The 25,053-nt window shown below is 50.6% G+C and carries 24 protein-coding genes; 2 read left to right on the top strand and 22 right to left on the bottom strand.

The window, feature by feature from the left end:
• Positions 1 to 31 precede the first annotated feature (31 nt).
• The 3 genes from nlpE to UC15_RS10240 all read right to left on the bottom strand — a co-directional run bounded on the left by nlpE (position 32) and on the right by UC15_RS10240 (position 1,751).
• Positions 32 to 709 (bottom strand): envelope stress response activation lipoprotein NlpE, encoded by a 678-nt coding sequence (gene nlpE, locus UC15_RS10250; protein ID WP_112288345.1) that lies wholly within the window; start codon positions 707 to 709, stop codon positions 32 to 34.
• A 65-nt stretch (positions 710 to 774) separates the two neighbouring features.
• Entirely contained in the window at positions 775 to 1,224 is a 450-nt protein-coding gene (gene arfB / locus UC15_RS10245) for an alternative ribosome rescue aminoacyl-tRNA hydrolase ArfB (protein ID WP_369921133.1), read from the bottom strand.
• Positions 1,191 to 1,751, bottom strand: a complete 561-nt coding sequence (locus UC15_RS10240) for a YaeQ family protein (RefSeq protein WP_112288343.1) — start codon at positions 1,749 to 1,751, stop codon at positions 1,191 to 1,193. Before UC15_RS10240 ends, arfB begins: the two co-directional genes overlap by 34 nt.
• A 215-nt stretch (positions 1,752 to 1,966) precedes the next feature.
• On the opposite strand from UC15_RS10240, the gene UC15_RS10235 reads away from it, so the two are divergent.
• Together UC15_RS10235 and rof are read left to right on the top strand one after the other, a co-directional pair.
• Positions 1,967 to 2,167 (top strand): YaeP family protein, encoded by a 201-nt coding sequence (locus UC15_RS10235; protein ID WP_015696108.1) that lies wholly within the window; start codon positions 1,967 to 1,969, stop codon positions 2,165 to 2,167.
• On the top strand, positions 2,154 to 2,414 hold the full coding sequence (rof, locus tag UC15_RS10230) for a Rho-binding antiterminator (RefSeq protein WP_112288342.1): 261 nt from the start codon (positions 2,154 to 2,156) through the stop codon (positions 2,412 to 2,414). Before UC15_RS10235 ends, rof begins: the two co-directional genes overlap by 14 nt.
• 68 nt (positions 2,415 to 2,482) lie before the next feature.
• Here rof and UC15_RS10225 read toward each other — a convergent pair whose 3' ends face one another.
• From UC15_RS10225 to pyrH, 19 genes are all read right to left on the bottom strand, one after another.
• Positions 2,483 to 2,770: a cytochrome c gene (locus UC15_RS10225; RefSeq protein ID WP_112288341.1), complete on the bottom strand. Its 288-nt coding sequence runs from the start codon at positions 2,768 to 2,770 to the stop codon at positions 2,483 to 2,485.
• Positions 2,771 to 2,880: 110 nt separating this feature from the next.
• On the bottom strand, positions 2,881 to 4,227 hold the full coding sequence (tilS, locus tag UC15_RS10220; RefSeq protein WP_112288340.1) for a tRNA lysidine(34) synthetase TilS: 1,347 nt from the start codon (positions 4,225 to 4,227) through the stop codon (positions 2,881 to 2,883).
• Between the two features lie 7 nt (positions 4,228 to 4,234).
• Positions 4,235 to 4,624: a VOC family protein gene (locus UC15_RS10215; protein WP_112288339.1), complete on the bottom strand. Its 390-nt coding sequence runs from the start codon at positions 4,622 to 4,624 to the stop codon at positions 4,235 to 4,237.
• Positions 4,625 to 4,710: 86 nt separating this feature from the next.
• The gene (locus UC15_RS10210; protein WP_112288338.1) at positions 4,711 to 6,858 is read right to left on the bottom strand and encodes a lysine decarboxylase LdcC; all 2,148 of its coding nucleotides are present in this window, start codon (positions 6,856 to 6,858) and stop codon (positions 4,711 to 4,713) included.
• Between the two features lie 211 nt (positions 6,859 to 7,069).
• Positions 7,070 to 8,029 carry an acetyl-CoA carboxylase carboxyl transferase subunit alpha gene (accA, locus tag UC15_RS10205; RefSeq protein WP_101079205.1) on the bottom strand — a complete coding sequence of 320 codons (960 nt, stop codon included), beginning with the start codon at positions 8,027 to 8,029 and terminating at the stop codon, positions 7,070 to 7,072.
• A 12-nt stretch (positions 8,030 to 8,041) separates the two neighbouring features.
• Positions 8,042 to 11,524, bottom strand: a complete 3,483-nt coding sequence (gene dnaE, locus UC15_RS10200; protein ID WP_112288337.1) for a DNA polymerase III subunit alpha — start codon at positions 11,522 to 11,524, stop codon at positions 8,042 to 8,044.
• A 70-nt stretch (positions 11,525 to 11,594) separates the two neighbouring features.
• A complete protein-coding gene (gene rnhB / locus UC15_RS10195) occupies positions 11,595 to 12,191 on the bottom strand; it encodes a ribonuclease HII (protein WP_112288336.1) in 597 nt (198 codons plus the stop codon).
• Positions 12,188 to 13,336 carry a lipid-A-disaccharide synthase gene (gene lpxB / locus UC15_RS10190; protein ID WP_112288335.1) on the bottom strand — a complete coding sequence of 383 codons (1,149 nt, stop codon included), beginning with the start codon at positions 13,334 to 13,336 and terminating at the stop codon, positions 12,188 to 12,190. The genes rnhB and lpxB overlap by 4 nt, the downstream gene beginning before the upstream one ends.
• Before the next feature lie 18 nt (positions 13,337 to 13,354).
• Positions 13,355 to 14,143: an acyl-ACP--UDP-N-acetylglucosamine O-acyltransferase gene (gene lpxA, locus UC15_RS10185; protein ID WP_112288334.1), complete on the bottom strand. Its 789-nt coding sequence runs from the start codon at positions 14,141 to 14,143 to the stop codon at positions 13,355 to 13,357.
• Positions 14,144 to 14,146: 3 nt separating this feature from the next.
• Positions 14,147 to 14,635: a 3-hydroxyacyl-ACP dehydratase FabZ gene (fabZ, locus tag UC15_RS10180; protein WP_120163110.1), complete on the bottom strand. Its 489-nt coding sequence runs from the start codon at positions 14,633 to 14,635 to the stop codon at positions 14,147 to 14,149.
• 114 nt (positions 14,636 to 14,749) lie between these two features.
• Positions 14,750 to 15,772, bottom strand: a complete 1,023-nt coding sequence (gene lpxD, locus UC15_RS10175; RefSeq protein ID WP_112288333.1) for a UDP-3-O-(3-hydroxymyristoyl)glucosamine N-acyltransferase — start codon at positions 15,770 to 15,772, stop codon at positions 14,750 to 14,752.
• Positions 15,773 to 15,774: 2 nt separating this feature from the next.
• The gene (gene skp / locus UC15_RS10170) at positions 15,775 to 16,272 is read right to left on the bottom strand and encodes a molecular chaperone Skp (RefSeq protein WP_112288332.1); all 498 of its coding nucleotides are present in this window, start codon (positions 16,270 to 16,272) and stop codon (positions 15,775 to 15,777) included.
• A 152-nt stretch (positions 16,273 to 16,424) separates the two neighbouring features.
• Positions 16,425 to 18,845: an outer membrane protein assembly factor BamA gene (bamA, locus tag UC15_RS10165; protein WP_112288331.1), complete on the bottom strand. Its 2,421-nt coding sequence runs from the start codon at positions 18,843 to 18,845 to the stop codon at positions 16,425 to 16,427.
• Positions 18,846 to 18,881: 36 nt separating this feature from the next.
• A complete protein-coding gene (gene rseP / locus UC15_RS10160) occupies positions 18,882 to 20,237 on the bottom strand; it encodes a sigma E protease regulator RseP (RefSeq protein WP_112288330.1) in 1,356 nt (451 codons plus the stop codon).
• A gap of 40 nt (positions 20,238 to 20,277) precedes the next feature.
• Positions 20,278 to 21,126: a phosphatidate cytidylyltransferase gene (cdsA, locus tag UC15_RS10155; protein WP_112288329.1), complete on the bottom strand. Its 849-nt coding sequence runs from the start codon at positions 21,124 to 21,126 to the stop codon at positions 20,278 to 20,280.
• Between the two features lie 9 nt (positions 21,127 to 21,135).
• Positions 21,136 to 21,894, bottom strand: a complete 759-nt coding sequence (ispU, locus tag UC15_RS10150; RefSeq protein ID WP_112288328.1) for a (2E,6E)-farnesyl-diphosphate-specific ditrans,polycis-undecaprenyl-diphosphate synthase — start codon at positions 21,892 to 21,894, stop codon at positions 21,136 to 21,138.
• Positions 21,895 to 22,179: 285 nt separating this feature from the next.
• Positions 22,180 to 23,376 (bottom strand): 1-deoxy-D-xylulose-5-phosphate reductoisomerase, encoded by a 1,197-nt coding sequence (gene ispC, locus UC15_RS10145; RefSeq protein ID WP_112288327.1) that lies wholly within the window; start codon positions 23,374 to 23,376, stop codon positions 22,180 to 22,182.
• 159 nt (positions 23,377 to 23,535) lie between these two features.
• Entirely contained in the window at positions 23,536 to 24,093 is a 558-nt protein-coding gene (gene frr, locus UC15_RS10140) for a ribosome recycling factor (RefSeq protein ID WP_112288326.1), read from the bottom strand.
• A gap of 108 nt (positions 24,094 to 24,201) precedes the next feature.
• Positions 24,202 to 24,933, bottom strand: coding sequence for a UMP kinase (gene pyrH, locus UC15_RS10135; protein ID WP_095923215.1), 732 nt, complete (start codon positions 24,931 to 24,933; stop codon positions 24,202 to 24,204).
• Between the last annotated feature and the right edge of the window lie 120 nt (positions 24,934 to 25,053).

Genomic DNA, 25,053 nt, shown 5'->3' with positions numbered 1-25,053 from the left:
TGCTGCGCAGGCAGCTTTTTTTAAGGATGTTTTATGGGCAGGATTTCGTTGCGTCAAACTTAACGTTTTTATCCGCCACGACAGCTTTCTGCATCTGTCCTTCTTCCATTGATGGTTCGGCCATGAAATGCCCCTCCATCGAAAGGAAAACCAGCTGGTTCGGTGCTTTGCGCGTCGCAAGATAACCTTCTTCCAGTGATTTATTGGCCGACATCGGGAACACTTTACCGGTCGCACAATCTTTAAACGACGCTGCATCCGCGCTGTATTGCATCATTCCGCTCAGTGCCATCGGCGTCTTAGGCAAACTTTGCTGCACCGGCTTCAGGGTATAGTTGAACTGAGAAGTGATAGGCTCGCCGCTCATATCCAGCATTTCCAGATTTTCATCTTTCGGATGGAAGTAGCGTTTCTCACCATCGTTTCCAGTCAGTACCAGTTTGTCGGCCGTCCGCGCCCAGCTTCCGTAACTGGCGAATGCCTGATCGCCGTCTTTACTTCCCTGATAGATTTCCTGCAGGATATAGGTTCCGTCCTGTTGCAGGAAAAGTGACGTCTTCAGGCCACTGCAATCGGCACAAGGCAACACACCGCTGTAACTTTGCTGCATCGCCTGCAAAGGTTTCTCATGGTTAAATGCGGCGGTATGACAGCCGAACAATAATAACGCCCCGAGCGCCAGCACTGCTCCTATAATGATTTTTTTCACAGTTTCTCCCCTACTGCTATTCCACAGTGCTGCGATAAAAATTGTCCTGCAGCACGAATTTAGGGCTAACGTATCTTGCCCCGCAATGCTTTCGTCGCACCCTTGCGAACTTTACTTTCTACCCGACGAATTTTAGACCCCCGGGTGGGTTTTGTTGCACGGCGCGGTTTCTCTACTACCATCGCTTGTGAAATCAATGCCCCAAGCCGTGCCAGAGCAGCTTCACGGTTCATCTCCTGACTCCGGTATTCCTGGGCCTTGATAATCACCCAGCCGTCGGCGGTAACAGAGTGATGATTGAACGCCAGTAACCGCTCTTTGTAATATTCTGGCAAACTCGACGCTTTAATATCAAAGCGTAAATGAATAGCCGTTGATGTTTTATTGACGTTCTGACCGCCGTTACCCTGAGCGCGTATCGCGGTCAATTCAACTTCGCTGTCGGGTATTTCCACTTTTCCGGAAAGTATTAGCACGCTGATTACCTGGTTTCTTTTACAACAGACTCTTTCCATTCAGAAAAATGAATTTCTAAATTACTCTGAGCATCAGAAAGCCAGATAGTTCCATCCTGCAACGTCGCCTGTAAATTCATGGTACGGCTGCCAAAAGCGGTCAGCTGAGTCAGTAACTCATCTTCTATATAACGGATTCGCAGGTTCTCAAAACCTCTGACTTTCCCTTCGATTTGCGACCACCAGACTTTCGCCGCACGCTCACCATACGCGTAAAGTACGACTTCGCGCGATTGGTTACAGGCCTTTTTCAGACGCTTCTCATCAGGCAATCCTAGTTCAACCCACAATTCGATACCGTTGTGGTCATTCTTACGCCAGATTTCCGGTTCATCTTCCGCGCTTAATCCGCGGGTAAACGTCAGTCTTTCGTCGGCATGATAAATCCATGCCAGCAAACGCAGCATCATGCGTTGTTCTGTTTCGGAAGGATGCTGCGCCAGTGTCAGGCTGGCATCATGAAAGAAATTGCGATCCATATCGGCGATATTGACTGCTGCTTTATAAATGGTTGCTTTTAACGCCATGGTAAACCCCTTGATAATAGACGCACAGTGTACTTGAAAGCGTCCTGCCGCGACCAGTTTTCCCCCGATGGTCATCCTCAATAAGGGCTTTACGCAAACGATTTACCTTTACAGGCCGGCTAATAACTCACACTCTCCTGTGCTATAGTCGTTAAATACTGAGAGTTTATCTTTCTGCGCTTTCCTCAGAGGGATACGCTTTTTAGGGAGAACTTATGCAACAATACTGTGAGTTGGTACGCCGTAAATATTCTGAAATCGCCAGTGGCGATCTCGGATATGTGCCCGATGCGTTGGGCTGTGTATTGAAAGCATTGGACGAAGTGGCAGCAAATGCTGAACTTCCGTCTTCCGTTAGGGACCAGGCGGCCTATGCCGCCGCTAACTTATTGGTGAGCGATTATGTCGATGAATGATGAGTACCAACCCATCAATTGCGATGACTACGATAATCTCGAGCTCGCCTGCCAGCATCACCTGGTTTTGACGCTGAAGATGCGTAGCGGAGAAATTGTTGAGGCAAAAGCCAACGATCTGTTAATGCGTAAAAAGGTGGAATATCTGGTGGTTGATGCGAACGGCGAGCAACGGGATCTTCGTTTAGATCACATTGAAAGCTTTAGCCATCCGGAAATTGGCACCGTTGTGGTCAGCGCTGAATAGCCTCAACTGTCGTCAGTTTACCTAACGGGCAATCTCAGGATTGCCCGTTTGCATTTCTGTGGGCAGACTTATTTCAGCGGCGTCAGACTGGCGTAATACGCCGACAAATCACTGATATCCTGATCGGATAATGACGAACTAAAAGCCTGCATCACGCCCGCCTGCCCGCCACTTCTCTCACCTTTCTTATAAGCATGCAGTGAAAGCGCCAGATAATCGGCATTTTGGCCCGCCAAATTAGGGTAAATTGAATTAACGGCTTTACCCGTTGCGCCATGGCACGCCGCGCAACTAACGGATTTTGACTGCCCGTCAGCAATGTTACCGCCTGCCAATGCCGGTAAAGAGATCAGCATTAACGCCACGCTCCCTATTACTGCCCTTATCACTGTTTTTTCAACGACTGTCACCTGCATCAGCACTCCCCGGGCGAATATGGTTCACCCAAATAAACTGTTCTATTCTTTTATGGCAGAGCCGACCAGACGATCTGCCACTGCGCTTCATTATTTTCGGGCTGAGACTGGCGGGTGGTGAACCATCCCGGTGCAGCCATCAGTTGTTCATTGTAATAAATCAATGGAATACGATCCCGCTGCCACGGCGGAACGCCCAGTTCAGACCACAGTTTTTTGGCCTGACGCGCCCGATCCCGTCCGACTTTTTCGATAACACCGTGCGCCTTAAAACGCACAGTGACTTTTTCATCAGTGCGGGGCTGGCGGATCACATATTCAGCCGCCTGCAACCCAGGATCTGGATCGACCTTCAGATATCCCAGACCGTCGGGTAACGTTAATTTCTCATCCGGCTCCCAGCGGATAACTACATCTTTCAGTGGCTGGAATTCTGGTAATAAATATAAACGCTGGCGAAAACGCCTGATGACCAAAGTGCCGAGCACTAACTGTGCCTGCGCATCTTCGCGACTAAGCGCCACTTCGTCCCAGATTCTTTGCAGTTGTTCCCGCGAAGGCATCTTTGCACCACAGGATGCCAGCCAGCGACGCAGTAACGCAGAGCGTCTAACGGCCGAAAACGCCTTCAAACCCTCGACTGACAAACTGCCCTCATCGTCAGTTAACGCTGTGAGTGACTCACTGAGCAATTCATCCAGCAACGTCTCCTGCTCTGCGCAGAGCAAAGCGCTACGGGCTGTGGCCGAGGCAAAATGCGGCCAGCGCTGGTAAAGAGCGGGCAAAATATCAAGTCGCAGAAAATTGCGATCAAAGCGGGCATCCCGGTTACTGTCGTCTTCAATCCAGCTGAGCTGAAGCCGTGCCGCACACTCTTCAAGCTGCTCACGGCTGAGATCCAGCAAAGGCCGCAACAAACGATAACCGTGAACCGAACTGTCCGCACTCATCGCGGAAAGACCGGCGGGGCCGCTGCCACGCTTAAGCGCCAGTATAAAGGTTTCACATTGATCGTTGAGATGCTGCGCGGTCAGTAAGGTTTCATTCTCAGCCAGATTACCGGCAAAAACCTGATACCGCGCCGTTCTCGCGGCAGCTTCGATGCCGCCGTCCTTCGCATCGACCTGAACTTTAACGGTGGAAAAATGAATATTACGCTGATGACAAAACGTCTGGCAGTGCGCCATCCAGTCATCGGCAAACTGACTTAATCCGTGGTGAATATGCAGCGCACGCAGTTCGACCTGCGGTAGCGTGGTATCACGTAACTCTGCCAGCCCGGCAAGCAGGACAGAAGAATCCAGCCCACCACTGAACGCCACGCAAAGTTTTCGTGCGTCACCGATTTTATGGCGCAGATGTTCAGTCAGAAATGTCGCGGCAATTTTTGAGTTCATAGAATATTCAGAGTTCGTACAGTTCCAGCGGCAAACCATCAGGATCGTTAAAGAAGGTGAATTTTTTACCGGTATACGGATCGATTCTTACCGGTTCACTGACAACACCCGCCGCAGTGAGCGCAGAAATGGACTGTTCGATATCCTCCACGCTGAAAGCAAGATGGCGCAATCCACAGGCTTCCGGACGACTTGGTCGTTCCGGTGGTCGTGGGAAGCTGAATAGCTCAATGGTGTACTGACCGTTCAGCGCCAGATCGGCCTTCCAGGAATCACGCTCCTCACGGTAAAACTCCCCCAGTAACGTGAACCCGAGAATGTCACAATAGAAGTGTTTGCTGGCCTGATAATCAGAGCCAATGATGGCGATATGGTGGATCTGGCGGAGATTAAGCATAGTCATGTCCTGTTGATTTCTGACCTGCACGTTACTCAGGGCGGCCAAACACGTCAATAAAAAGCCCTCCTAAAGAGGGCCGCTTGCTAGCCCGCTTCCGGAAGTTTTAAGACCTTCACCAGATAGCGCCCGTCTTCTGTGAGCCGCGTTCCATGAATATCAGTTTCAAAACCGGGGTAACGCTCGCCTATCGAACAAAGCATAATCAGGAAATCGAGCACAGCCCGACTTTCTTCCGTGATCATCTCGCCCGGCATCACTACAGGTACACCCGGCGGATAAGGCAGGATCATGTTGGCGGATACTTTGCCGATCAGCTCATCGATATCACATTCATCAATATGGCCGCGAACCTGATGCTGGAACATTTCATACGGCGTCATTTTCATTTCCGGCAGCACATCAAACGCCTCCAGCATTAAACGCGGCAGATCGTGGCGTACAATCAGTTTATGGATCCCTTGCGCCAGATCCTGAATACGCATGTTGCGGTAGAAATCAGGATCTTCCGCATAGAGATCTGGCAGCATATTCTTGACCCGCAAATTGAGATCATAACTGCGTTTAAAATCGGTCAGTCCGCGCATCAGGCTCATAGATTTGGTTTTATCAATGCCAATACTGAACAGGAAAAGCAGATTGTAGGGGCCGGTTTTTTCCACCACCACGCCGCGCTCATCCAGGAATTTCGCCACTAACGCAGCCGGGATCCCTTCCTCTTCAAGCTTACCCATTTCATTCATGCCGGGTGTCAGGATGGTCACTTTGATCGGATCCAGATACATATGATCGGTATCAGCGTTGGCAAAACCATGCCAGTTTTGATCCGGATCCAGCGGCCAGCATTCAGCTTCATCAATATGTTCGGGCTGCCAGATATCAAAGAACCAGCCGTCAGTCTCTTCGCGAAGCCTTTGGATCTCTTTACGAAAATGCAGGGCACGTTCCACTGATCGGTTGATCAGACGTCGGCCGGGGTTCCCGCGCAACATCGCCGCTGCGGTTTCCGCCGAAGCAACAATACCGTAGTTTGGCGAGGTGGTGGTGTGCATCATGTAGGCTTCATTAAACGTGCTTTCGTTATAATCGCCCTTAATATGAATCATCGAAGCCTGCGAGAAAGCGGCCAGCAATTTGTGCGTCGACTGCGTTTCATAGATGACTTTTCCCGGGATCCGTTCCCCGCTCATTCCGCTTTTGCCATCATAAATCGGATGGAAGTTGGTATACGGCACCCATGCGGAATCAAAATGAATCGACGGAACATCCAGCGTGTTCTTGATGTAATCGGTGTTGTACAACAAGCCATCGTAGGTGGAATTGGTGATGACGGCATGAACCGGCCAGGTAGCATTCGTGGTCTGGGCAATTTTCTCTTCGATGCTTTCGCGGGTGAATTCACGCTGCGGTATACCACCAAGAATACCGTAAGCATTGCGGTTCGGGCGTAAATAGACCGGCACGATATTAGTCATCATCATCAGATGCGCGAGTGATTTATGACAGTTACGGTCAATCAGCACCGTGCTCCCTGCCGGTGCCGCATACATGCCGACAATTTTGTTCGCCGTCGAGGTTCCATTGGTAACGATATAACTCTGTTCAGAGCCAAACGTCCGCGCGATATATTCTTCGGCCTCAAGATGTGGGCCGGTATGATCGAGCAAAGAACCCAGCTCAGTTACCGAAATCGACACATCCGCTTTCAGCGTTTTAGCGCCGAAAAAATCATAGAATAGCGTTCCGACCGGACTTTTCAAAAAAGCCGTACCGGCCATATGCCCGGGTGTACAGAAGGTGTATTTCCCTTCTTCCACATAGGTGAATAACGCTTTTGTCAGCGGCGGCGTGATCGTATCGATATATTCATCGGTGTACTGACGGACGCGTTTGGCAATGTCATCGGCGGCACTCAGCGCATATTCAAAGAAATACAGCACCATACGCATTTCATTGACGTCAACGTCCAGTGTCGAATGCGTATTGATGAAAGCATAAAGCGGCAGGTATTCATTAAGTTCGTTTATTTCGGTACACAACTCTTCGCTGTGCTGATCCCAGTCGAAAATCGCGCCGCAGATCCGCGCATTGTTTTCGATGAGTTTGAGTAAGTCAGCCCGGTCACGCGGATAAATTATCTGAAACCCAAGAAGCGTCAGTGCGCTATCCAGTTCGCGGATTGGCTCCTCTTTGTAGTAAGCCCCTTCCGGGCGCATGATAGCGATAATATTCATCTGACAAATCCTTCTGTTGTTTTTCTCTCAGGTATTAATAGAAACACGGTTGCCCGCTGCTGTGTACCCTTTGTGGGTGAGTTTAGGGTAAAACGGGAAGACTTTAAGATTACAGGTAAGATTGCAGGAAAAATCGGGCGTGAAATGAACGGGAAAACAGGCAATAAAAAAGGCCATGCATAAGCATGGCCTTTTCAAAATCACTCGCAAATCAGCAATAACCGTAAGTCATCAGACGCTGATAACGACGGTTGCGCAGTTCTTCAGTGCTGAGAACATCCAGATCGCTGAGATCAGCTTCCAGTTGCGCACGAAGAGAAGCGGCCATGGCTTCCACGTTGCGGTGAGCGCCACCCAAAGGCTCCGGGATCACAGAGTCGATCAGTTTCAGCTCTTTCAGGCGCGGCGCAACAATACCCATTGCTTCCGCAGCCAGAGGCGCTTTATCCGCGCTCTTCCACAAGATAGACGCACATCCTTCCGGTGAAATGACCGAATAGGTGCTGTATTGCAGCATGTTAACTTTGTCGCCAACGCCGATCGCCAGTGCGCCACCGGAACCACCTTCACCGATAACGGTGCAGATAACCGGAACATTCAGGCGGGACATTTCGCGCAGGTTACGGGCGATAGCTTCAGACTGACCACGTTCTTCAGCGCCAACGCCAGGATAAGCACCCGGAGTGTCGATAAAGGTGATGATTGGCAGTTTGAAACGTTCTGCCATTTCCATCAGGCGTAACGCTTTACGATACCCTTCAGGTGCAGGCATACCGAAGTTACGACGAATCTTCTCTTTGGTTTCACGGCCTTTTTGATGACCAATGATCATCACGGCACGTTCACCTAAACGGGCGATACCGCCAACGATAGCTTTATCGTCTGCAAAGGCACGGTCACCTGCGAGTTCATCAAAATCGGTAAAGATATGTTTGATGTAATCCAGGGTGTAAGGGCGACGAGGATGGCGCGCCAGTTGGGCAATTTGCCAGGCACCCAGATCAGAGAAAATCTTACGGGTCAGTTCAACGCTCTTTTCGCGCAAGCGTGCAACTTCTTCGTCCAGATTAATATCTAATTTTTCGTCTTGACGGCTGACTGCAGTCAGCGAGTCAATTTTCGCTTCCAGTTCCGCAATCGGCTGTTCAAAATCAAGAAAATTCAGACTCATAGCATTCCTATTTTAGTCAAATTCCAGTTCCACCTGCTCACTACCGACCAGGCCTCGCAAATCCAGCAACAGTTTGTCCGTTGGCGTAACACGCCATGACGCCCCGAATCGTAGCCGGGCTCTTGCGTTTTCTCGTTGGTAATACAGATGCACTGGTATCGTCCCCGATCGATGTGGTTCCAACGATTGGCGGAGACGGTTCAAAAGCTGGTCATCAATTTGCCTGTCAGTCAGCGATATAGCAAGACCGCGAGCATATTTTTCCCGTGCTTCACTGATGTCCATTACATCGCGGGCCATCATTTTAAGCCCGCCACTGAAGTCATCAAAGCTGACCTGTCCTGTGGCGATAAGGATACGGTCTTTTTCCAATAAATGCTGAAATTTTTCCAATGCTTCGGTGAACAACATGACTTCCAGACGACCTGAGCGGTCATCTAATGTACAGATCCCAATGCGGTTGCCGCGCTTGGTGACCATAACGCGTGCAGCGAGCACCAGTCCCACTGCGACGGTCATTTTGCCCCGTTCTGTCGGGTGCATATCTTTCAAGCGCTGGCCGCCGCCATAACGCTCGATTTCTTTCAGATACTGAGTGATCGGATGGCCGGTCAGATAGAGTCCGAGCGTCTCGCGCTCGCCATCCAGCACCGTTTGTTCCGGCCACGGCATTACGTTAGCGTAGGATTTTTCGACTTGTTCCGGCGCTTCGGCCAGAACGCCAAACATATCCACCTGACCAATTGCTTCAGCTTTAGCATGCTGATCAGCCGCTTTCAGTGCGTCCGGCAAAGAACTCATCAGTGCGGCACGATGCGGCCCGAGGCGGTCAAAGGCACCGGACATGATCAGTTTTTCGAGAATGCGTTTATTCAGTTTTTTAACGTCAGCGCGCGCGCAGAGATCAAACAGTTCTTTGAAATAACCGCCTTCGTTACGCGCTTCGATAATGGCTTCAATCGGGCCTTCGCCCACGCCTTTGATGGCGCCAATACCGTAGACAATTTCACCTTCGTCGTTCACGTGGAAATGGTACAAACCGCTGTTGATGTCCGGCGGCAGAATCTTCAATCCCATACGCCAGCATTCATCGACCAGGCCGACCACTTTTTCGGTGTTATCCATATCCGCGGTCATTACCGCCGCCATGAATTCTGCCGGATAGTGCGCTTTAAGCCACAGCGTCTGATACGACACTAATGCATAAGCGGCTGAGTGTGATTTGTTAAAACCATAACCGGCGAATTTCTCTACCAGGTCGAAGATTTTAATCGCCAGTTCGCCGTCAATTCCACGAGATTTGGCACCATCTTCAAAGCCGCCGCGCTGCTTGGCCATTTCAACCGGGTTTTTCTTACCCATCGCACGACGAAGCATGTCTGCGCCACCCAGCGAATAACCCGCCAGAACCTGCGCAATCTGCATGACCTGTTCCTGGTAGAGGATAATGCCGTAAGTTGGCTCCAGTACAGGTTTCAGGGATTCATGCTGCCACTGAATATCCGGATAGGAAATCTCTTCGCGCCCGTGTTTACGGTCGATAAAGTTATCTACCATGCCTGACTGCAAAGGCCCCGGACGGAACAGCGCCACCAGTGCGATCATATCTTCGAAACTGTCGGGCTTCAGACGTTTGATCAAATCTTTCATACCGCGCGATTCAAGCTGGAATACCGCTGTGGTTTCCGAGCGTTGCAGCATGTCGAAGCTTTTTTTGTCATCGAGCGGGATGGCCGCAATGTCCAGCGGCGGCTCACCGGCTTTCTCACGGCGGGCGTTAATCATTGCCAGCGCCCAGTCGATGATGGTCAGCGTACGCAGACCGAGGAAGTCAAACTTCACCAGCCCGGCATATTCCACGTCGTTTTTATCGAACTGGGTAACCGGGTGGTTACCTTCAGCATCGCAATATAGCGGCGCGAAGTCGGTAATTTTGGTTGGCGCGATGACCACCCCACCGGCGTGTTTACCGGCGTTACGGGTGACACCTTCAAGCTGACGAGCCATGTCGATCAGCGACTTAACTTCTTCGTCAGCCTCATAAATTTCTGGTAGCTGGGGTTCTGCTGCAAACGCTTTTTCAAGCGTCATACCTGGGTCAGGTGGCACCAGTTTTGAAATACGGTCAACGAAACCGTAAGGGTGACCGAGGACGCGCCCTACATCGCGGATAACTGCTTTGGCAGCCATCGTACCGAAAGTGATAATCTGCGAAACCGCTTCACGACCGTACATTTCGGAGACGTGATCGATAACCCGGTCGCGTTTCTCCATGCAGAAGTCGACGTCGAAGTCGGGCATGGAAACACGTTCAGGGTTGAGGAAACGTTCGAACAGGAGGTCAAACTCGAGCGGATCCAGATCGGTAATTTTCAGCGCATATGCGACCAGCGAACCGGCACCGGAACCACGCCCGGGACCTACCGGCACGCTGTTATCCTTCGACCACTGGATGAATTCCATTACGATGAGGAAGTATCCCGGGAATCCCATCTGGTTGATAACTTTGAGTTCGATATCCAGACGCTCGTCATACTCAGGACGTCGTTGTGCGCGCACTTGCGGATCAGGGAATAAAAACTCGAGGCGCTCTTCCAGTCCGATTTTTGATTTCTCGACCAGGAAATCTTCCGTGGTCATATCGCCGGTCGGGAATTGCGGCAGAAAATATTCGCCCAGACGGATAGTCACGTTACAACGTTTGGCGATTTCCACGCTGTTTTGCAGCGCTTCGGGGACATCTTCAAACAGCTCGCACATTTCGTCTTCACTGCGCATATATTGCTGCGAAGTGTAATTACGCGGGCGTTTAGGATCGTCGAGAGTGAAACCGTCGTGGATAGCAACGCGGATTTCATGGGCATCAAAGTCAGTCGGCACCATAAAACGTACGTCGTTGGTGGCCACAACCGGCAAGCCACGCTCTGTCGCCAGCGCAACGGCAGCATGAAGATAGTTTTCTTCTTCTGCACGGCCGGTGCGAATTAATTCGAGGTAATAGCGGTCAGGGAAATATTGCTGGTAGAAATCCAGACACTGATTGACCTGCAAATCATTGCCGCGGGTCAGAAACTTACCTACGTCCCCCATTCTCGCGCCGGAAAGCAGTATCAGCCCTTCGTTCAGTTCAGCAAGCCATTCGAGGTCGACAATCGGACCGGCCGCGCCATAACCACGCTGGTAAGCTCTGGAGATGAGCAGGGTCAGATTTTGATAGCCCTGATTATTCATCGCCAGCACGGTCAGTTGAGCAAGCTCATCACCGAGGATTTCACTCTGAACATTCAGGTCTGCACCGATAATCGGTTTAATACCGGCCCCGTGCGCCGCACCGTAAAATTTCACCAGTCCGCAAAGGTTAGTGAAATCAGTAATGGCCAGAGCGGGCATGCCGAGTGACGCTGCGCATTTCACCAGCGGGCCCACTTTCGCGAGCCCATCCACCATGGAGTAGTCGCTATGTACACGCAGATGAATAAAACGAGGTTCGGCCATATCCAGAGTCCAGAAATGAGTGAATTAAGAGTTGTATACCCCGCAAAACGGGGCAGGAACAAGTGATGCGTTATGCCAGCCCGAGCACGCGTTTCACCGGAGAGAAACTGCGTCGGTGATGTGCTGTTGCTCCAAGGCGGGCAAGGCTTTCGAGATGCACCGGCGTCGGGTAACCTTTGTGCTTCGCAAAACCATATTCAGGGAACTGAAGATCCAGTTCAACCATTTCGCGATCGCGGGTGACTTTAGCCAGAATTGAAGCCGCGCTGATTTCAGCGACTTTGCTGTCCCCTTTCACGACCGCCTGTGACGCCATCGGAAGTTTAGGGCAGCGGTTGCCATCAATCAGCACCATATCAGGCGTGATACCCAAACCAGCAACCGCTCTTTGCATGGCCAGCATGGTGGCATGCAGAATATTCAGTTCATCAATTTCATGGGGTTCAGCGCGGCCGAGGCTCCAGGCCAGCGCTTTCTCTTTTATCTCGATGTACAACGTCTCACGGCGCTTTTCAGACAGTTTTTTAGAATCCGCCAGACCTTTAATCGGATTGGCCGGATCGAGGATCACAGCAGCTGTCACTACAGCGCCCACTAACGGGCCGCGTCCCACTTCATCCACACCCGCGATACAGATGGCCTGTGGATAGATAAATACATCGCTCATCGGTTTGCCAGCTCCATGACGGCCTGAGCAGCCTGTTCGTCTGCATCACGGCGGATACTTTCATGCAGTTCAAGGAACGTTTCACGTAGCGCATGGCTTTTCTCTCCGCCAGCCAGTAAAGGCAGCAAGGCAGCAGAAAGCTTTTCAGGCACACATTCGGTTTGCAGTAATTCAGTGACGATTTCGCGTCTTGCCAGCAGGTTGGGCAATGAAACATATGGCGTTTTTACCAGACGCTCAGCCAGCCAGAACGTGAACGGTTTCATGCGATAACCCACCACCATCGGGCATTTTGCCAGCATACATTCGAGTGCAGCCGTCCCTGAAGCCAGCAATGCCGCATCACTGGCAATCATCGCTTCCCGGCCTTTGCCATCGAGCAAATGAGCAGGCAAATCAGGTGCAATTTCAGCCTTGATACGTTCGAACTGCTCGCGTCGTTTCGCATTCACCAGCGGGACAACGATATGCAAATCAGGATAGGTTTGTCGCAGTTGCAACGCGGTTTTCAGGAAATCTGCGCTGAGCATTTCCACTTCCGCATGACGACTCCCCGGCAATAACGCCAGGCAATGAACATCTTCAGGGATCCCCAACGCCAGACGTGCCGCCTGTTTGTCAGGATGCAACGGCATCGCATCAGCCATGGTATGGCCAATGAAACGGCAGGGAACATTGAATTTGTCATAGAACGCTTTTTCGAAGGGCAGGAATGCCAGAACTAAATCTGTCGCTTTGCCGATTTTGAAAACGCGCTTTTGTCGCCAGGCCCAGACAGACGGGCTGACATAATGAATCGTGCGGATACCACGCTGTTTTAAGCGGCCTTCCAGGGTGATGTTAAAGTCCGGGGCATCGATGCCCACAAACACATCAGGCCGGAGTTCGCTAAAACGTTGAGTCAGATCTTTGCGGATTTTCAACAGGCGTGGCAGCCGTTCAAGCACTTCCACCACGCCCATCACCGCCAGTTCTTCCATTTCGTACCAGGCTTCGCATCCTTCAGCCTGCATCAGCGGGCCTGCGACACCCACAAAACGGGCATCAGGATGATGCTTTTTTAAGGCTCGAATTAGCCCGGCGCCAAGAATGTCACCGGACGTTTCACCGGCCACCAGGCCAATTGTCAGAACAGGCTTTTGCATTGTTTTCCGTAGCGCAGATCAGCGGATAATGCCGCGTGTTGAGCGGGCAAAGAAGTCACTGAAGGGTTTAGCTTTCGGGAATTCAGCCGCAATTGCAGCGATTTCCGGCTGGGCTTCTTCCAACGTTTTACCGCTGCGATACAGTAATTTATAGGCATTGCGGATAGCATGCAGATCAGCTTTTTCGAAACCACGACGCTTAAGCCCTTCGATATTGATACCGAAAGGTGTAGCGTGGTTACCCTGCGCAATCACAAACGGAGGAACGTCCTGAGCAACGCCGGAACATCCACCCACCATGACATGCGCACCGATAATACAGAACTGATGCACCGCCGTCATACCGCCAATGATCGCAAAATCATCAACTTCAACGTGACCACCGAGGGTCGCGTTGTTCGCCAGAATACAGCGATTACCAATGACGCAATCGTGAGCAATATGCGCGTTAACCATTAACAGATTATCGCAGCCCACTTTTGTCAGGCCACCGCCCTGAACGGTACCACGATGAATGGTAACGCTCTCACGAATATTGTTGCGATCGCCGACCTCAACGCGTGTGGGTTCACCGGCATATTTCAGATCCTGGTTAATTTCACCAATGGAAACGAACTGGAATATGCGGTTATCGCAACCAATTTTGGTCACGCCATTAATCACTACGTGTGATTTAAGCTCAGTACCTTCACCAATTTCTACCTGGGATCCCACGTAGCAGAAAGGACCGATATGGACTCCGGCGCCGATCACGGCACCGTCTTCAACAATAGCGCTTGGATGAATAAAGGCGGTTTTATCAATCATGTATTAAGACTCCCGGCGACGGGCGCACATCATTGATGCCTCGCAAGCTATCTCACCATCAACTTTCGCGACACCTTTGAAACGAGCAACGCCACGACGCTCTTTAATGAATTCAACTTCCAGAACCATCTGGTCACCCGGCAAGACCGGACGTTTAAAGCGTGCATCGTCGATTGCTGCAAAGTAATACAATTCGCCCGGTTCCAGTTTTCCTACGCTTTTAAACGCCAGAATACCGGTGGCCTGAGCCATCGCTTCCAGAATCAAAACGCCTGGAAAAATAGGTTTACCCGGGAAATGCCCCTGGAAGAACGGTTCGTTAAAAGAAACGTTTTTCACGGCGCGCAAAAATTTCCCTTTTTCAAAGTCCAGCACGCGATCAACCAGCAAGAACGGGTAACGGTGCGGCAATAAATCCAGTATCTCTTCAATACGCAGAGTATGAGTGTCAGTAGTCAAAATACTCTTCCTGTCTATAAAAACTGATGGCATCAATAACACGGCCTGCCAGACCCCAAAACAAGGTCATCAGGCAGGCCGCAAATAGGAACGTATGTCGCAGGTTCACTCAACAAAGGGAACACAAAGCAGCATCGTAGGTGGTAATTAGTCTTTTTCGATTTTACGCTCGACAGCTTTCAAGCGCTTATTCATCTCGTCAATATTCATTACCAATGCAGCCGTCTTACGCCAAACTTTATTCGGTTGTAACGGGATACCGGAGGAGTATACCCCAGGTTCAGTGATTGGTCGCATCACCATTCCCATTCCCGTCACGACAGCCTGGTCACAAATCTCCATGTGACCGTTGATAACACTGGCTCCGCCGATTTGACAGTAGCGTCCGATTTTCAGACTACCGGCCATGATAACACCACCGGCAACCGCCGTATTGTCTCCAATCACGACGTTGTGTGCAATCTGGCATTGGTTATCAATAATAACGCCGTTGCTGATAATGGTGTCATCCAGCGCGCCACGGTCGATTGTGGTACACGCGCCAATTTCAACGCGGTCGCCGATAATCACCGTGCCAAGCTGAGGAATTTTGATCCAGTTACCGCGATCGTTAGCGTAACCAAAGCCATCAGCGCCAATCACTGTTCCGGACTGGATCAGACATTGTTCGCCAATCTCAACGCGATGGTAAATAGAAACGTTAGCCCAAAGGCGGGTTCCGGCCCCTATTTTTGCGTCTTTACCGATAAAGCAGCCTGCACCGATGATGACGTTATCACCCAGTACAACGCCGGATTCGATAACTGCATTTGCGCCAACCGAGACATTCTTACCCAAAGTAGCACTGTCAGAAATCACCGCACTCGCAGCAATATCCTGTGCCGGTGCCGGAGTGGTATCCAGCAACTGCGCCATACGCGCATAGGTCAGGTAAGGGTTTTTAACCACTAATGCCGCTGTAGGGCAAAATGGCAGATCCGCTTCCGTCAACACTACGGCACCTGCATTGCAAGAAGCCAACTGTTCACGGTAACGGCTGTTTGATAAAAACGTGATTTGCTCAGAGTGTGCGGAATGCATTGAAGCAACGCCGGTGATGGCAATTTCGCCATCACCGTGCAATTGTGCATCCAACTGCTGTGCGAGATCAGCCAGTCGAATTGAAGACATGTTTATTTAACCTGTTTCAGCACATCAGCAGTAATATCTTTGTCATTGTTTGCATACGCGATGGCGTTTGCATCGATAACAACATCATAACCTTCTTTGCTCGCTACAGATTTCACAGCATCCTGAATACGGCTCAGGATTTTGTTACGTTCTTCAGCCTGACGACGACGGTTGTCTTGCTCGAACTGCTGCGCTTTAGAAGAGAAAGCTTCACGCTGAGCCATAACGTCTTTTTCAAGTTTAGAACGATCGCTGGCTTTCATAGTAGAGCCATCACGTTGCAGACGTTGCATTTTGGTTTGCAGATCACGTTCCTGAGACTGCAAATCTGTCGCACGGCTTTTGAACTCGTTTTCCAGCTGTTTTGCTACTGCTTCACGAGCAGGCATTTGTTGGAAAATGCTTGCTACGTTAACGATAGCAATTTTATCAGCAGCCTGAACGCTAGCTGAAGAAGCCATAACTAAACCGAGGCCTGCGGCATATAACCACTTTTTCACTATAAACTCCTTCCATCACCCGTTTGTGCCAGATGGCACAGTAAATTACACAAAACACCCGATATGAAAACAATACACGGGCCGAAACCCGTGTATCAAATCAGCATCTGGCCTTTGCGATTCTGCTGAACAAATTCTGCCCAGGCAGGACGTTACCAGGTTTTACCAATGTTAAACTGGAACTGTTCTGCCTTATCGCCTTCATATTTCTTAACTGGCTGTGCATAGGAGAAGACCAATGGTCCCAGTGGAGACATCCACTGCAATGCAAGACCTGAAGAAACACGAATGTTGCCTGGTTTACTGTAGTCAGGAACGCCCGCGGCCTGAGACTCAGGGGTATTTTCCCAACCGGTATCCCAGACTGTACCACTGTCCACAAACAGGGAAGTACGCAGTGAGTTCGCGTATTTCTCGCTGACAAACGGAGTAGGAACAATCAGTTCCGCACTCAGCACTGCCATTGCGTTACCACCTACTGCATCGTTCGAGTTATCGATCGGACAGCCGCTGTAAGAGGTATTAGCAGTAGTACATTTGTAATACGCTGCTTTAGGTCCGATGGTGTTCGACTGGAAACCACGAACACTGCTTGAACCGCCGGCATAGAAGTTATCGTAGAACGGCACTTCTTTACCGCCCAGACCATCTGCGTAACCTGCACGCGCACGGCCCATCAGCACCCAATCACGATCCTGATTCAGTGGCAAGTAACTGGTTGAATCGAATGTGATTTTGTAATATTCGTTATCAGAACCCGGAACAGTCACTTTACCGTTCAAGCTGGCTTTAGTCCCTGACGTCGGGAAGTAGCCACGGTCAAGGTTGTTATAACCCCAGCCGAGGTTGGCGAAGAAATCATTCGCACTGAAGTCAGCATCAGCATTATCACTGGTGGTCACCGGTGGTTTCAGGCCAACAGAGTTCAGATAACGGAACATAGCAATCTGTGGTTCCATATTGGACAGATCGTTATGGACATAATCCAGACCCAGACGTAATGAGTTGTTCTCATTAATCGGGAAGCCCAGATTCCCGCCAATACCATAACTTCTGTTGGTATAGCTGGAGAGATCCGCATCATCAGCTTTAAAGTCGTTGTAGAAGATACGACCACCCAAACTTACGCCGTCAACGGTGAAGTATGGGTCAGTGATGGTGAATTCCGCGTACGTCTGGTAATCGTTTTTGGTACCGCTGATGCCGACAGAGTTACCCGTCCCCAGCCAGTTGTCCTGCTGAACACCGACCTGGAAGCTGACACCGCTTTCTGTACCGTAACCCACACCAAAGTTGAAGCTACCGGTGTTACGTTCTTTCACCTTGTAGACCACATCAACCTGATCCGGTGAACCCGGAACACGTTGCGTATCCACATCCACCGTTTCGAAGTAACCCAGACGGTTCAGACGCTCTTTGCCTTTATCGACCAGATCGTTGCCTAACCAGGCACCTTCCATCTGACGCATTTCACGGCGCAGTACGCTGTCTTTACTGGTGTCATTGCCTTCAAAGCGGATGTGACGCACGTAGAAACGGTTACCCGCATCAACGTTGATGTGCAGCTTAACGGTTTTGTCTGCATCATTAATTTCTGGCTGTGTGGTCACACGTGGATAAGCGTAGCCATAACGCCCCAACATCTGTTTGATGTCGTTTTCCATTTTGGTGACTTTGGCGCCGTTATACAGCTCGCCTTTATCAATTTTAGTCAGGCTTTGAACTTCTGCTGAGTGACCCGCCATGCTGCCAGTCACTTCCACGCCAGAAAGTTTGTATTGCTCACCTTCTGTAATGTTCAGCGTGATGTAGATGCCTTTTTTGTCCGGCGTCAGGCTGACCTGAGTCGAATCAATATTGAAACGGGCATAACCGCGATCCAGATAGAAACTGCGCAGGGTTTCAAGGTCACCCGCGAGTTTTTGTTTCTGGTATTTACGATCACCGACGACGTTCCACCATGGCACTTCATCACGCAGCTGGAAGCGTGAGATCAGCTCATCAGTCGTAAAGGCGTGGTTACCCACGATGTTAATCTGCTGAATTTTGGCAGAAACACCTTCGGTAAAGACCAGTTTCAGGTCAACACGGTTACGCGGTAAAGGGGTCACAACCGCTTTCACCGACGCACTGTATTTACCCACGCTGTAATAGAAGTCTTCGAGACCTTTCTCGATACTGCCGATGGTAGTGCGGTCAAGCGCTTCGCCAACACGGACGCCAGAGGCTTCCAGGTTTTGCTTGAGCATGTCATCTTTTACCGATTTGTTACCGGAGAAAGTGATGCTGGCAATAGTTGGGCGTTCTTTGACCTGAACAATCAGAGAATCACCATCGCGCAGGACGCGGACGTCCTCAAAGTTGCCAGTGGCAAACAATGCACGAATGGTGTTACTGATATCATCGTCAGTAACCGTATCACCGACGCGAACCGGCATATTGAGTAACGCCGCACCGACGGCAACTCGCTGCAGGCCTTCGAAATGAATATCTTTCACTACGAAACCGTCTGCACCGTATACGGTGGCGCTGCCAAACAGCAGCGACGCTATGAGCAACTTTTTGATCGCCATCGTTGTTATGCGTTCTTCCTAACCTAATCTCCGGCCTTAAAGACGGGAGAAATCATTGAAAAGTGCAAGCCCCATCAACAACACCAGCAAAACTGAACCAATGCGGTAACTGAAGTCCTGAACTCGCTCGGAAACTGGCCCACCTTTTAGCTTTTCTATTGCGAGAAAAAGCAGGTGTCCACCATCTAATACCGGTAATGGGAAGAGGTTGATGATCCCCAGATTGACACTAATGAGTGCCAAAAACGTGAGGTAAGACACCAAACCATACTCTGCTGACATTCCTGCGCCCTGTGCGATGGATATTGGGCCACTCAGATTGTTCAGCTTCACATCTCCGGTAATTAACTTACCCAGCATGCTCACAGTGAGTTTCATCAGTTGCCAGGTTTTATCCCCGGCCTCATAAAACGCCACAAACGGACCATACTGACGGATTGTTTTAAATTCGTCAGGCAGCGGTATCACCTTCGGTACCACGCCAGCAAAACCCTGTATTTTGCCTTTACCTGCGGACTTCGTGTCCGGCGTTAATGTTAAAGCAACCGAATCCCCACCCCGCTCGACTTCCAGCGCAATAGGTTTACCCGGATTGTCACGAACCTGTATGACAAACGACTGCCAACTATCCAGAATCTGACCATCGACTTTAACGATCCTGTCCCCGGCTTGCAAACCCGCCTTTTGGGCGGCTGAATCAGGCTGCACTTCCTGCAGTACAGATTCTATCTGCGGACCTCTGGGAATCATACCCAGAGAAACCACCGGATCCTGCTTTTCAGGATCAAAATGCCATTGGCGCAAATCCAGAGTTTTCTCAACGACCTGAGATGAGCCAAACTGTGCAACCCCTACGGTCGTTTGATCATCACCAATTTCGCCCATTAACGCCATACGAACTGATTCCCAATCAGGCGTTTCGATACCCGCAACAGACTTAAGTTCCATACCTGAGGAAATATTCGATTGCGCAGCGATTGAATTAGCAGTGATATTCGCGATGACCGGACGCACGCTGGGCACGCCGATAACGAAGACCAGCCAGTACGCAAAAATGGCAAAAATGAAATTGGCAATCGGTCCGGCACTGATGATAGCTGCACGTTGCCAGACCTTTTTGTTATTGAAAGATTGATGACGAAATTCAGGGGCAACGGCTTCGACTCGCTCGTCGAGCATTTTGACGTAGCCGCCAAGAGGAATAATGGCCAGTACATACTCAGTTCCCTGACGGTCGGTTCTGCGCCAGAGCGCACGGCCAAAACCGACAGAGAAACGTTCTACACGGACACCACAACGACGAGCAACCCAGAAATGGCCGAACTCGTGCACGGTGATAAGCACCCCCAATGCGACGATAAAGGCGGCCAGGCTCCAGAGTATGTTCATCATATGTCTAACTATTCCTTAGAAACATCACGTCTGCGACGGATTAATACACTAACAGCATCAGACAGGCGAATACAGGCACCGCAGCCGTCAGGCTGTCGATACGATCGAGTATTCCGCCGTGACCAGGGATCATATGACCACTGTCTTTGATTCCTGCCTCGCGTTTAAACATACTTTCCGTCAGGTCGCCCAGCACAGAAGCCAGCGCTGCGACAACGGAACAAATCAGCAGGATCGAAGGCTGCACAGTTAACGGTGCATAACGGCCAAACAACCAGGCTATCAGGGCTGACATCAGAAGCCCGCCGGCAAACCCTTCCCAGGTTTTTCCTGGCGAAACTTTGGGTGCCAGTTTGTGCTTACCAAATAATTTACCAAACAGGTACGCGCCGGAGTCTGCCCCCCAGACGAGTAGCATCACATATAACAACCACCATGCGCCAGTGTGATGATTCTCAGCATAACCATATTGACGCAATGCGATCATGCCCCAGAAGAATGGCACAATCGTCAGCACACCAAATATTACCCGCAACACACGGGAATGCCGCCAGAATCCTGCCGACGCGGGATACCCCACGACTAACACAAGCGCCACACACCACCATGCAAGTCCGGCCCATAAAGAACCCCCAACCTGCATCAGATGCACACTTTGCTGATAAGCCGGTATGCTCAGCAACATGGCGGCCAACAGAAAACCGCAGAGTATGGCAAGCCAGATACGCTGATTACGTGTTGCAAAACCGGCCAGTTGCCCCCACTCCCACGCCGCCAGCATGCACACCACTAAGGTGACGATGGCGAAACCTACCGGTGGTAGCAGAAAGAGTGCTGCAATAACAATCGGTATTAAAATCAAAGCTGTGATAATGCGATACTTCAGCAAATGTTCTCCCTAGGACGCGTCAGCGCCGATAGGTGTAGTCCCTCCGAAACGGCGCTCGCGTTGTGCAAAAGCAGTCAGCGCACCTTCGAAGGTATTTTCATCAAAATCAGGCCAGAGGACATCGGTAAAATACAGCTCTGCATAGGCAATTTGCCACAACAGGAAATTACTGATCCTATGTTCCCCACCGGTTCTGATCACCAAATCGACGGGTGCCAGTTCGCTCATACAGATCGCTGAATTCAGCAATTCTTCTGTAATTTGCTCTGCCCGCAGTGTACCGGCTTCAACCTGACCAGCCAGTGTCTTAACGCCTTGAATAATATCCCATCGGCCACCGTAATTCGCAGCGATGTTGAGCGTCAAACCGTCATTATTTTGAGTAAGTGTTTCTGAACGACGAATGCGTTCCTGCAGACGAGCACTAAAGCGACTGACATCGCCGATGATTCGCAGCCTGACATTATGTTTGTGCAGACTTTTCACTTCACTGTCCAGAGCACGAACGAACAGTTCCATGAGCGCGGAAACTTCCTGAGCAGGGCGATTCCAGTTTTCACTACTAAAGGCATAAAGCGTGAGCGCATCGAGGTGATGACTGGCAGCAAAACTCACAGCTTTGCGCACTGACTTCACTCCCGCTTTATGACCAAATACCCTCATTTTACCCTGACGTTTTGCCCAGCGTCCGTTACCGTCCATGATAATGGCAACATGGCGAGGTTGAGAGCAACACATATCAGACATCTGTTGATTTTCGAGGGACATAACGCGTACTCACTTCCTTTTATCAGAACACAACGGCTTTCAGGCTGGCATAACGCTCTTCAGGCTTACTCCAGAACAACCGGCTGGCGCTGCACCTGTTTGTCGCTAATGCGACTACACGCGCAAAAAAGCCGTGTCTCCCTTTCAGGCACGGCTTAACTGACAGCTCACCGATTCCACCTGTAACATTCAGTCTCTGAAAAGCCAAATCTACTGCCAGTGTGGCGCAGACTATACCATCTCAGTGTGATGCTAACAAACTGCTGCATAAGTACTAAAGCAGGCCTAGACCGCAAAAGTACGAAGTTTATCTTTCGCACGCGCCCTCGCCAATGCGTCTATATGCAACACTTCCTCAACAGAATCGGGTTCGGCACTGACAAGTTGCTCCATAACCTCGCGGTTAAGAGAAGCAATATCAGTAAAGCGGAGTTCACCATTGAGAAAAGCGGCGACGGAAATTTCATTGGCGGCATTCAGCGCCGTGGTAGCAGCCTGCCCGGTATTGCTGGCTTCAATCGCCAGTTGCAGGCACGGATAACGCGCATAATCAGGCGCACCGAAGGTCATGGCGCCCATTTTGCAGAAATCTAGCGCTTCGACTTCAGTCTTCACACGTTGCGGATAAGCCATCGCGTGTGCAATGGGTGTACGCATATCCGGTGAGCCCAGCTGAGCCAGCACACTTCCGTCGCAATACCGGACCATCGAGTGGATCACAGATTGCGGATGAATAATAACTTCCATCTCTGCGGCGGAGGCATTAAACAACCAGCGCGCTTCAATGTACTCAAGGCCTTTATTCATCATGGTGGCCGAATCCACGGAAATCTTGCGCCCCATTGACCAGTTTGGATGAGCACAGGCCTGTTCAGGCGTCACATCGCTAAAATGATTCAAAGGGAGTTCGCGGAACGGGCCACCGGAGCCGGTCAGGATAATGCGTGAAATGCCATGTTCTTTGAGAGAAGCAAACCCCAGCTGTGTTTGTACAGTCTCAGGCAGGCTCTGGAAAATCGCATTGTGTTCACTGTCGATAGGCAGAAGCTGAGACTGACTTTGACGAACGGCATCCATAAAGATACGTCCGCAGGTGACCAGCGACTCTTTGTTGGCCAGAAGCACCTGTTTACCGGCGCGGACCGCAGCGAGTGTCGGTAACAAGCCCGCAGCACCAACGATAGCCGACATCACCTGATCCACATCATCAAGGGCCGCAAGTTCTATGGCAGCATCTTGACCGGAAAGCACTTCGGTACGGCATCCCTGTTCAGCCAGGATAGCTCTCAGCGCGCGGGCAGAGGCTTCATCCGCCATGGAAGCGTAAGCCGGTTGAAATTCAAGACACTGCTGCGCCATAACGTCAACATTGCGCCCTGCAACCAGTGCTTTAACGGTGAAATCGTCAGGATTAGACCGGACAACGGAAAGCGTGCTGGTGCCGACAGACCCTGTCGAACCAAGAATAGTCATTTGTTTCATGAAAATGCCCGGGATAGCGCTCGTAAATTCGGAAAGTGCACAGTCTGAAACCTCTTATCCGGCTTGTCTATGAGATTGTGCGAACCGGTAAAAGAATTAAAGCCCGTTAAAAACAAAGCGCCGCAATTGCGGCGCTTAGGGTGGAAGCTGAAAATTGGATCAGAACTCCATTAACTCGGCTTCTTTCTCAGTCAGAGCAACGTCGATTTTCTTGATGAAAATATCAGTCAGTTTCTGAATGTCGTCCTGAGAACGGCGATCTTCATCTTCGCTGATTTCTTTATCTTTCAACAGAGCTTTGGTTTTATCGTTCGCATCGCGACGCACGTTACGCACAGACACACGGCCCTGCTCTGCTTCGCCACGAACAACCTTGATCAGGTCCTTACGACGTTCTTCGGTCAGTGCTGGCAGTGGAACGCGGATAGTCGCGCCTGCTGAAGAAGGGTTCAGACCCAGATCTGAGGTCATGATCGCTTTTTCTACCGCTGCGCTGATTGAACGGTCAAATACGGAGATTGCCAGAGTACGGGAATCTTCAACAGTCACCTGGGCCAGCTGGCGTAAAGGTGTCGCTGAACCGTAGTATTCCACCATGATGCCATCCAGAATACCTGGTGAAGCACGGCCGGTGCGGATTTTGCTGATATGCGTTTTGAATGATTCGACGCATTTTTCCATACGAATTTCAGCGTCTTTTTTGATTTCGTTAATCACGTTGTTAACCTTTGAAAGCGGGTTACCTGGCAGACCATAACATCAGTATAGTCCGTGAATACTCATGCCAGCAGAGGCTGGCTGAACGCAATGTTCAATTGTGAAGGATCACTCCGCTTTAGAAATCAGCGTCCCTTCATTTTCACCCATCACCACGCGACGCAGTGCGCCAGGCTTATTCATGTTGAAAACACGAATTGGCAGATTGTGATCGCGGGCCAGCGTAAAGGCCGCCAGATCCATCACTTTCAATTCCTGTTCCAGCACTTCCTGATAGGTCAGTCTTTCATACAGCGTTGCTTCCGGGTTTTTCACCGGATCAGCGGAATACACGCCGTCAACTTTGGTGGCTTTTAATACCACATCAGCTTCGATTTCGATACCGCGCAGACAGGCTGCTGAGTCAGTGGTAAAGAAAGGATTGCCGGTACCGGCGGAGAAAATCACCACACGGTTATGACGCAGCAAGCTGATAGCTTCAGCCCAGCTGTAATTATCACAAACACCGTTCAAAGGGATTGCAGACATCAGGCGCGCGTTTACATAGGCACGGTGTAATGCATCGCGCATTGCCAGGCCGTTCATGACAGTCGCCAGCATACCCATATGGTCGCCTACAACACGATTCATGCCCGCCTGTGCGAGGCCCGCGCCACGGAACAGGTTACCGCCGCCGATCACAACACCTACCTGAATGCCGAGTTCGACCAGCTCTTTTACTTCCTGAGCCATACGATCTAATACACTCGCGTCGATACCAAAACCTTCACTGCCCTGCAGGGCTTCGCCACTGAGTTTGAGCAGGATACGTTGATAAACGGGTTTCGCATTGGTAGCCATGGTGTCTGTCCTAGAAGCAATGTGTCTTAATGGATAGTCGGTCTTTACATCATAGCGCTGCCAGAATGACTTTACGCACAATGTAATAGGAATTTGGGGCTGGATAAAACGGAACCGCCC

This window comes from Rahnella sp. AN3-3W3 (genome assembly GCF_003263545.1).
In the GTDB taxonomy this organism is placed as follows: domain Bacteria; phylum Pseudomonadota; class Gammaproteobacteria; order Enterobacterales; family Enterobacteriaceae; genus Rahnella; species Rahnella variigena.
Note: the sequence above shows the minus strand (reverse complement) of the source record. Positions and strands in the feature narration are given on the sequence as shown.

Excerpts from the sequence above, each read along its gene's own strand:
- accA (WP_101079205.1), bottom strand. The coding sequence starts at position 8,029 with ATGAGTCTGAATTTTCTTGATTTTGAACAGCCGATTGCGGAACTGGAA.
- UC15_RS10210 (WP_112288338.1), bottom strand. The coding sequence starts at position 6,858 with ATGAATATTATCGCTATCATGCGCCCGGAAGGGGCTTACTACAAAGAG.
- rof (WP_112288342.1), top strand. The coding sequence starts at position 2,154 with ATGTCGATGAATGATGAGTACCAACCCATCAATTGCGATGACTACGAT.
- pyrH (WP_095923215.1), bottom strand. The coding sequence starts at position 24,933 with ATGGCTACCAATGCGAAACCCGTTTATCAACGTATCCTGCTCAAACTC.
- fabZ (WP_120163110.1), bottom strand. The coding sequence starts at position 14,635 with ATGCCATCAGTTTTTATAGACAGGAAGAGTATTTTGACTACTGACACT.
- rnhB (WP_112288336.1), bottom strand. The coding sequence starts at position 12,191 with ATGAGCGATGTATTTATCTATCCACAGGCCATCTGTATCGCGGGTGTG.
- UC15_RS10235 (WP_015696108.1), top strand. The coding sequence starts at position 1,967 with ATGCAACAATACTGTGAGTTGGTACGCCGTAAATATTCTGAAATCGCC.
- tilS (WP_112288340.1), bottom strand. The coding sequence starts at position 4,227 with ATGAACTCAAAAATTGCCGCGACATTTCTGACTGAACATCTGCGCCAT.
- lpxB (WP_112288335.1), bottom strand. The coding sequence starts at position 13,336 with ATGCAAAAGCCTGTTCTGACAATTGGCCTGGTGGCCGGTGAAACGTCC.
- rseP (WP_112288330.1), bottom strand. The coding sequence starts at position 20,237 with ATGATGAACATACTCTGGAGCCTGGCCGCCTTTATCGTCGCATTGGGG.
- UC15_RS10225 (WP_112288341.1), bottom strand. The coding sequence starts at position 2,770 with ATGCTGATCTCTTTACCGGCATTGGCAGGCGGTAACATTGCTGACGGG.
- UC15_RS10215 (WP_112288339.1), bottom strand. The coding sequence starts at position 4,624 with ATGCTTAATCTCCGCCAGATCCACCATATCGCCATCATTGGCTCTGAT.
- ispC (WP_112288327.1), bottom strand. The coding sequence starts at position 23,376 with ATGAAACAAATGACTATTCTTGGTTCGACAGGGTCTGTCGGCACCAGC.
- bamA (WP_112288331.1), bottom strand. The coding sequence starts at position 18,845 with ATGGCGATCAAAAAGTTGCTCATAGCGTCGCTGCTGTTTGGCAGCGCC.
- arfB (WP_369921133.1), bottom strand. The coding sequence starts at position 1,224 with ATGGAAAGAGTCTGTTGTAAAAGAAACCAGGTAATCAGCGTGCTAATA.
- ispU (WP_112288328.1), bottom strand. The coding sequence starts at position 21,894 with ATGTCCCTCGAAAATCAACAGATGTCTGATATGTGTTGCTCTCAACCT.
- UC15_RS10240 (WP_112288343.1), bottom strand. The coding sequence starts at position 1,751 with ATGGCGTTAAAAGCAACCATTTATAAAGCAGCAGTCAATATCGCCGAT.
- dnaE (WP_112288337.1), bottom strand. The coding sequence starts at position 11,524 with ATGGCCGAACCTCGTTTTATTCATCTGCGTGTACATAGCGACTACTCC.
- lpxA (WP_112288334.1), bottom strand. The coding sequence starts at position 14,143 with ATGATTGATAAAACCGCCTTTATTCATCCAAGCGCTATTGTTGAAGAC.
- lpxD (WP_112288333.1), bottom strand. The coding sequence starts at position 15,772 with ATGTCTTCAATTCGACTGGCTGATCTCGCACAGCAGTTGGATGCACAA.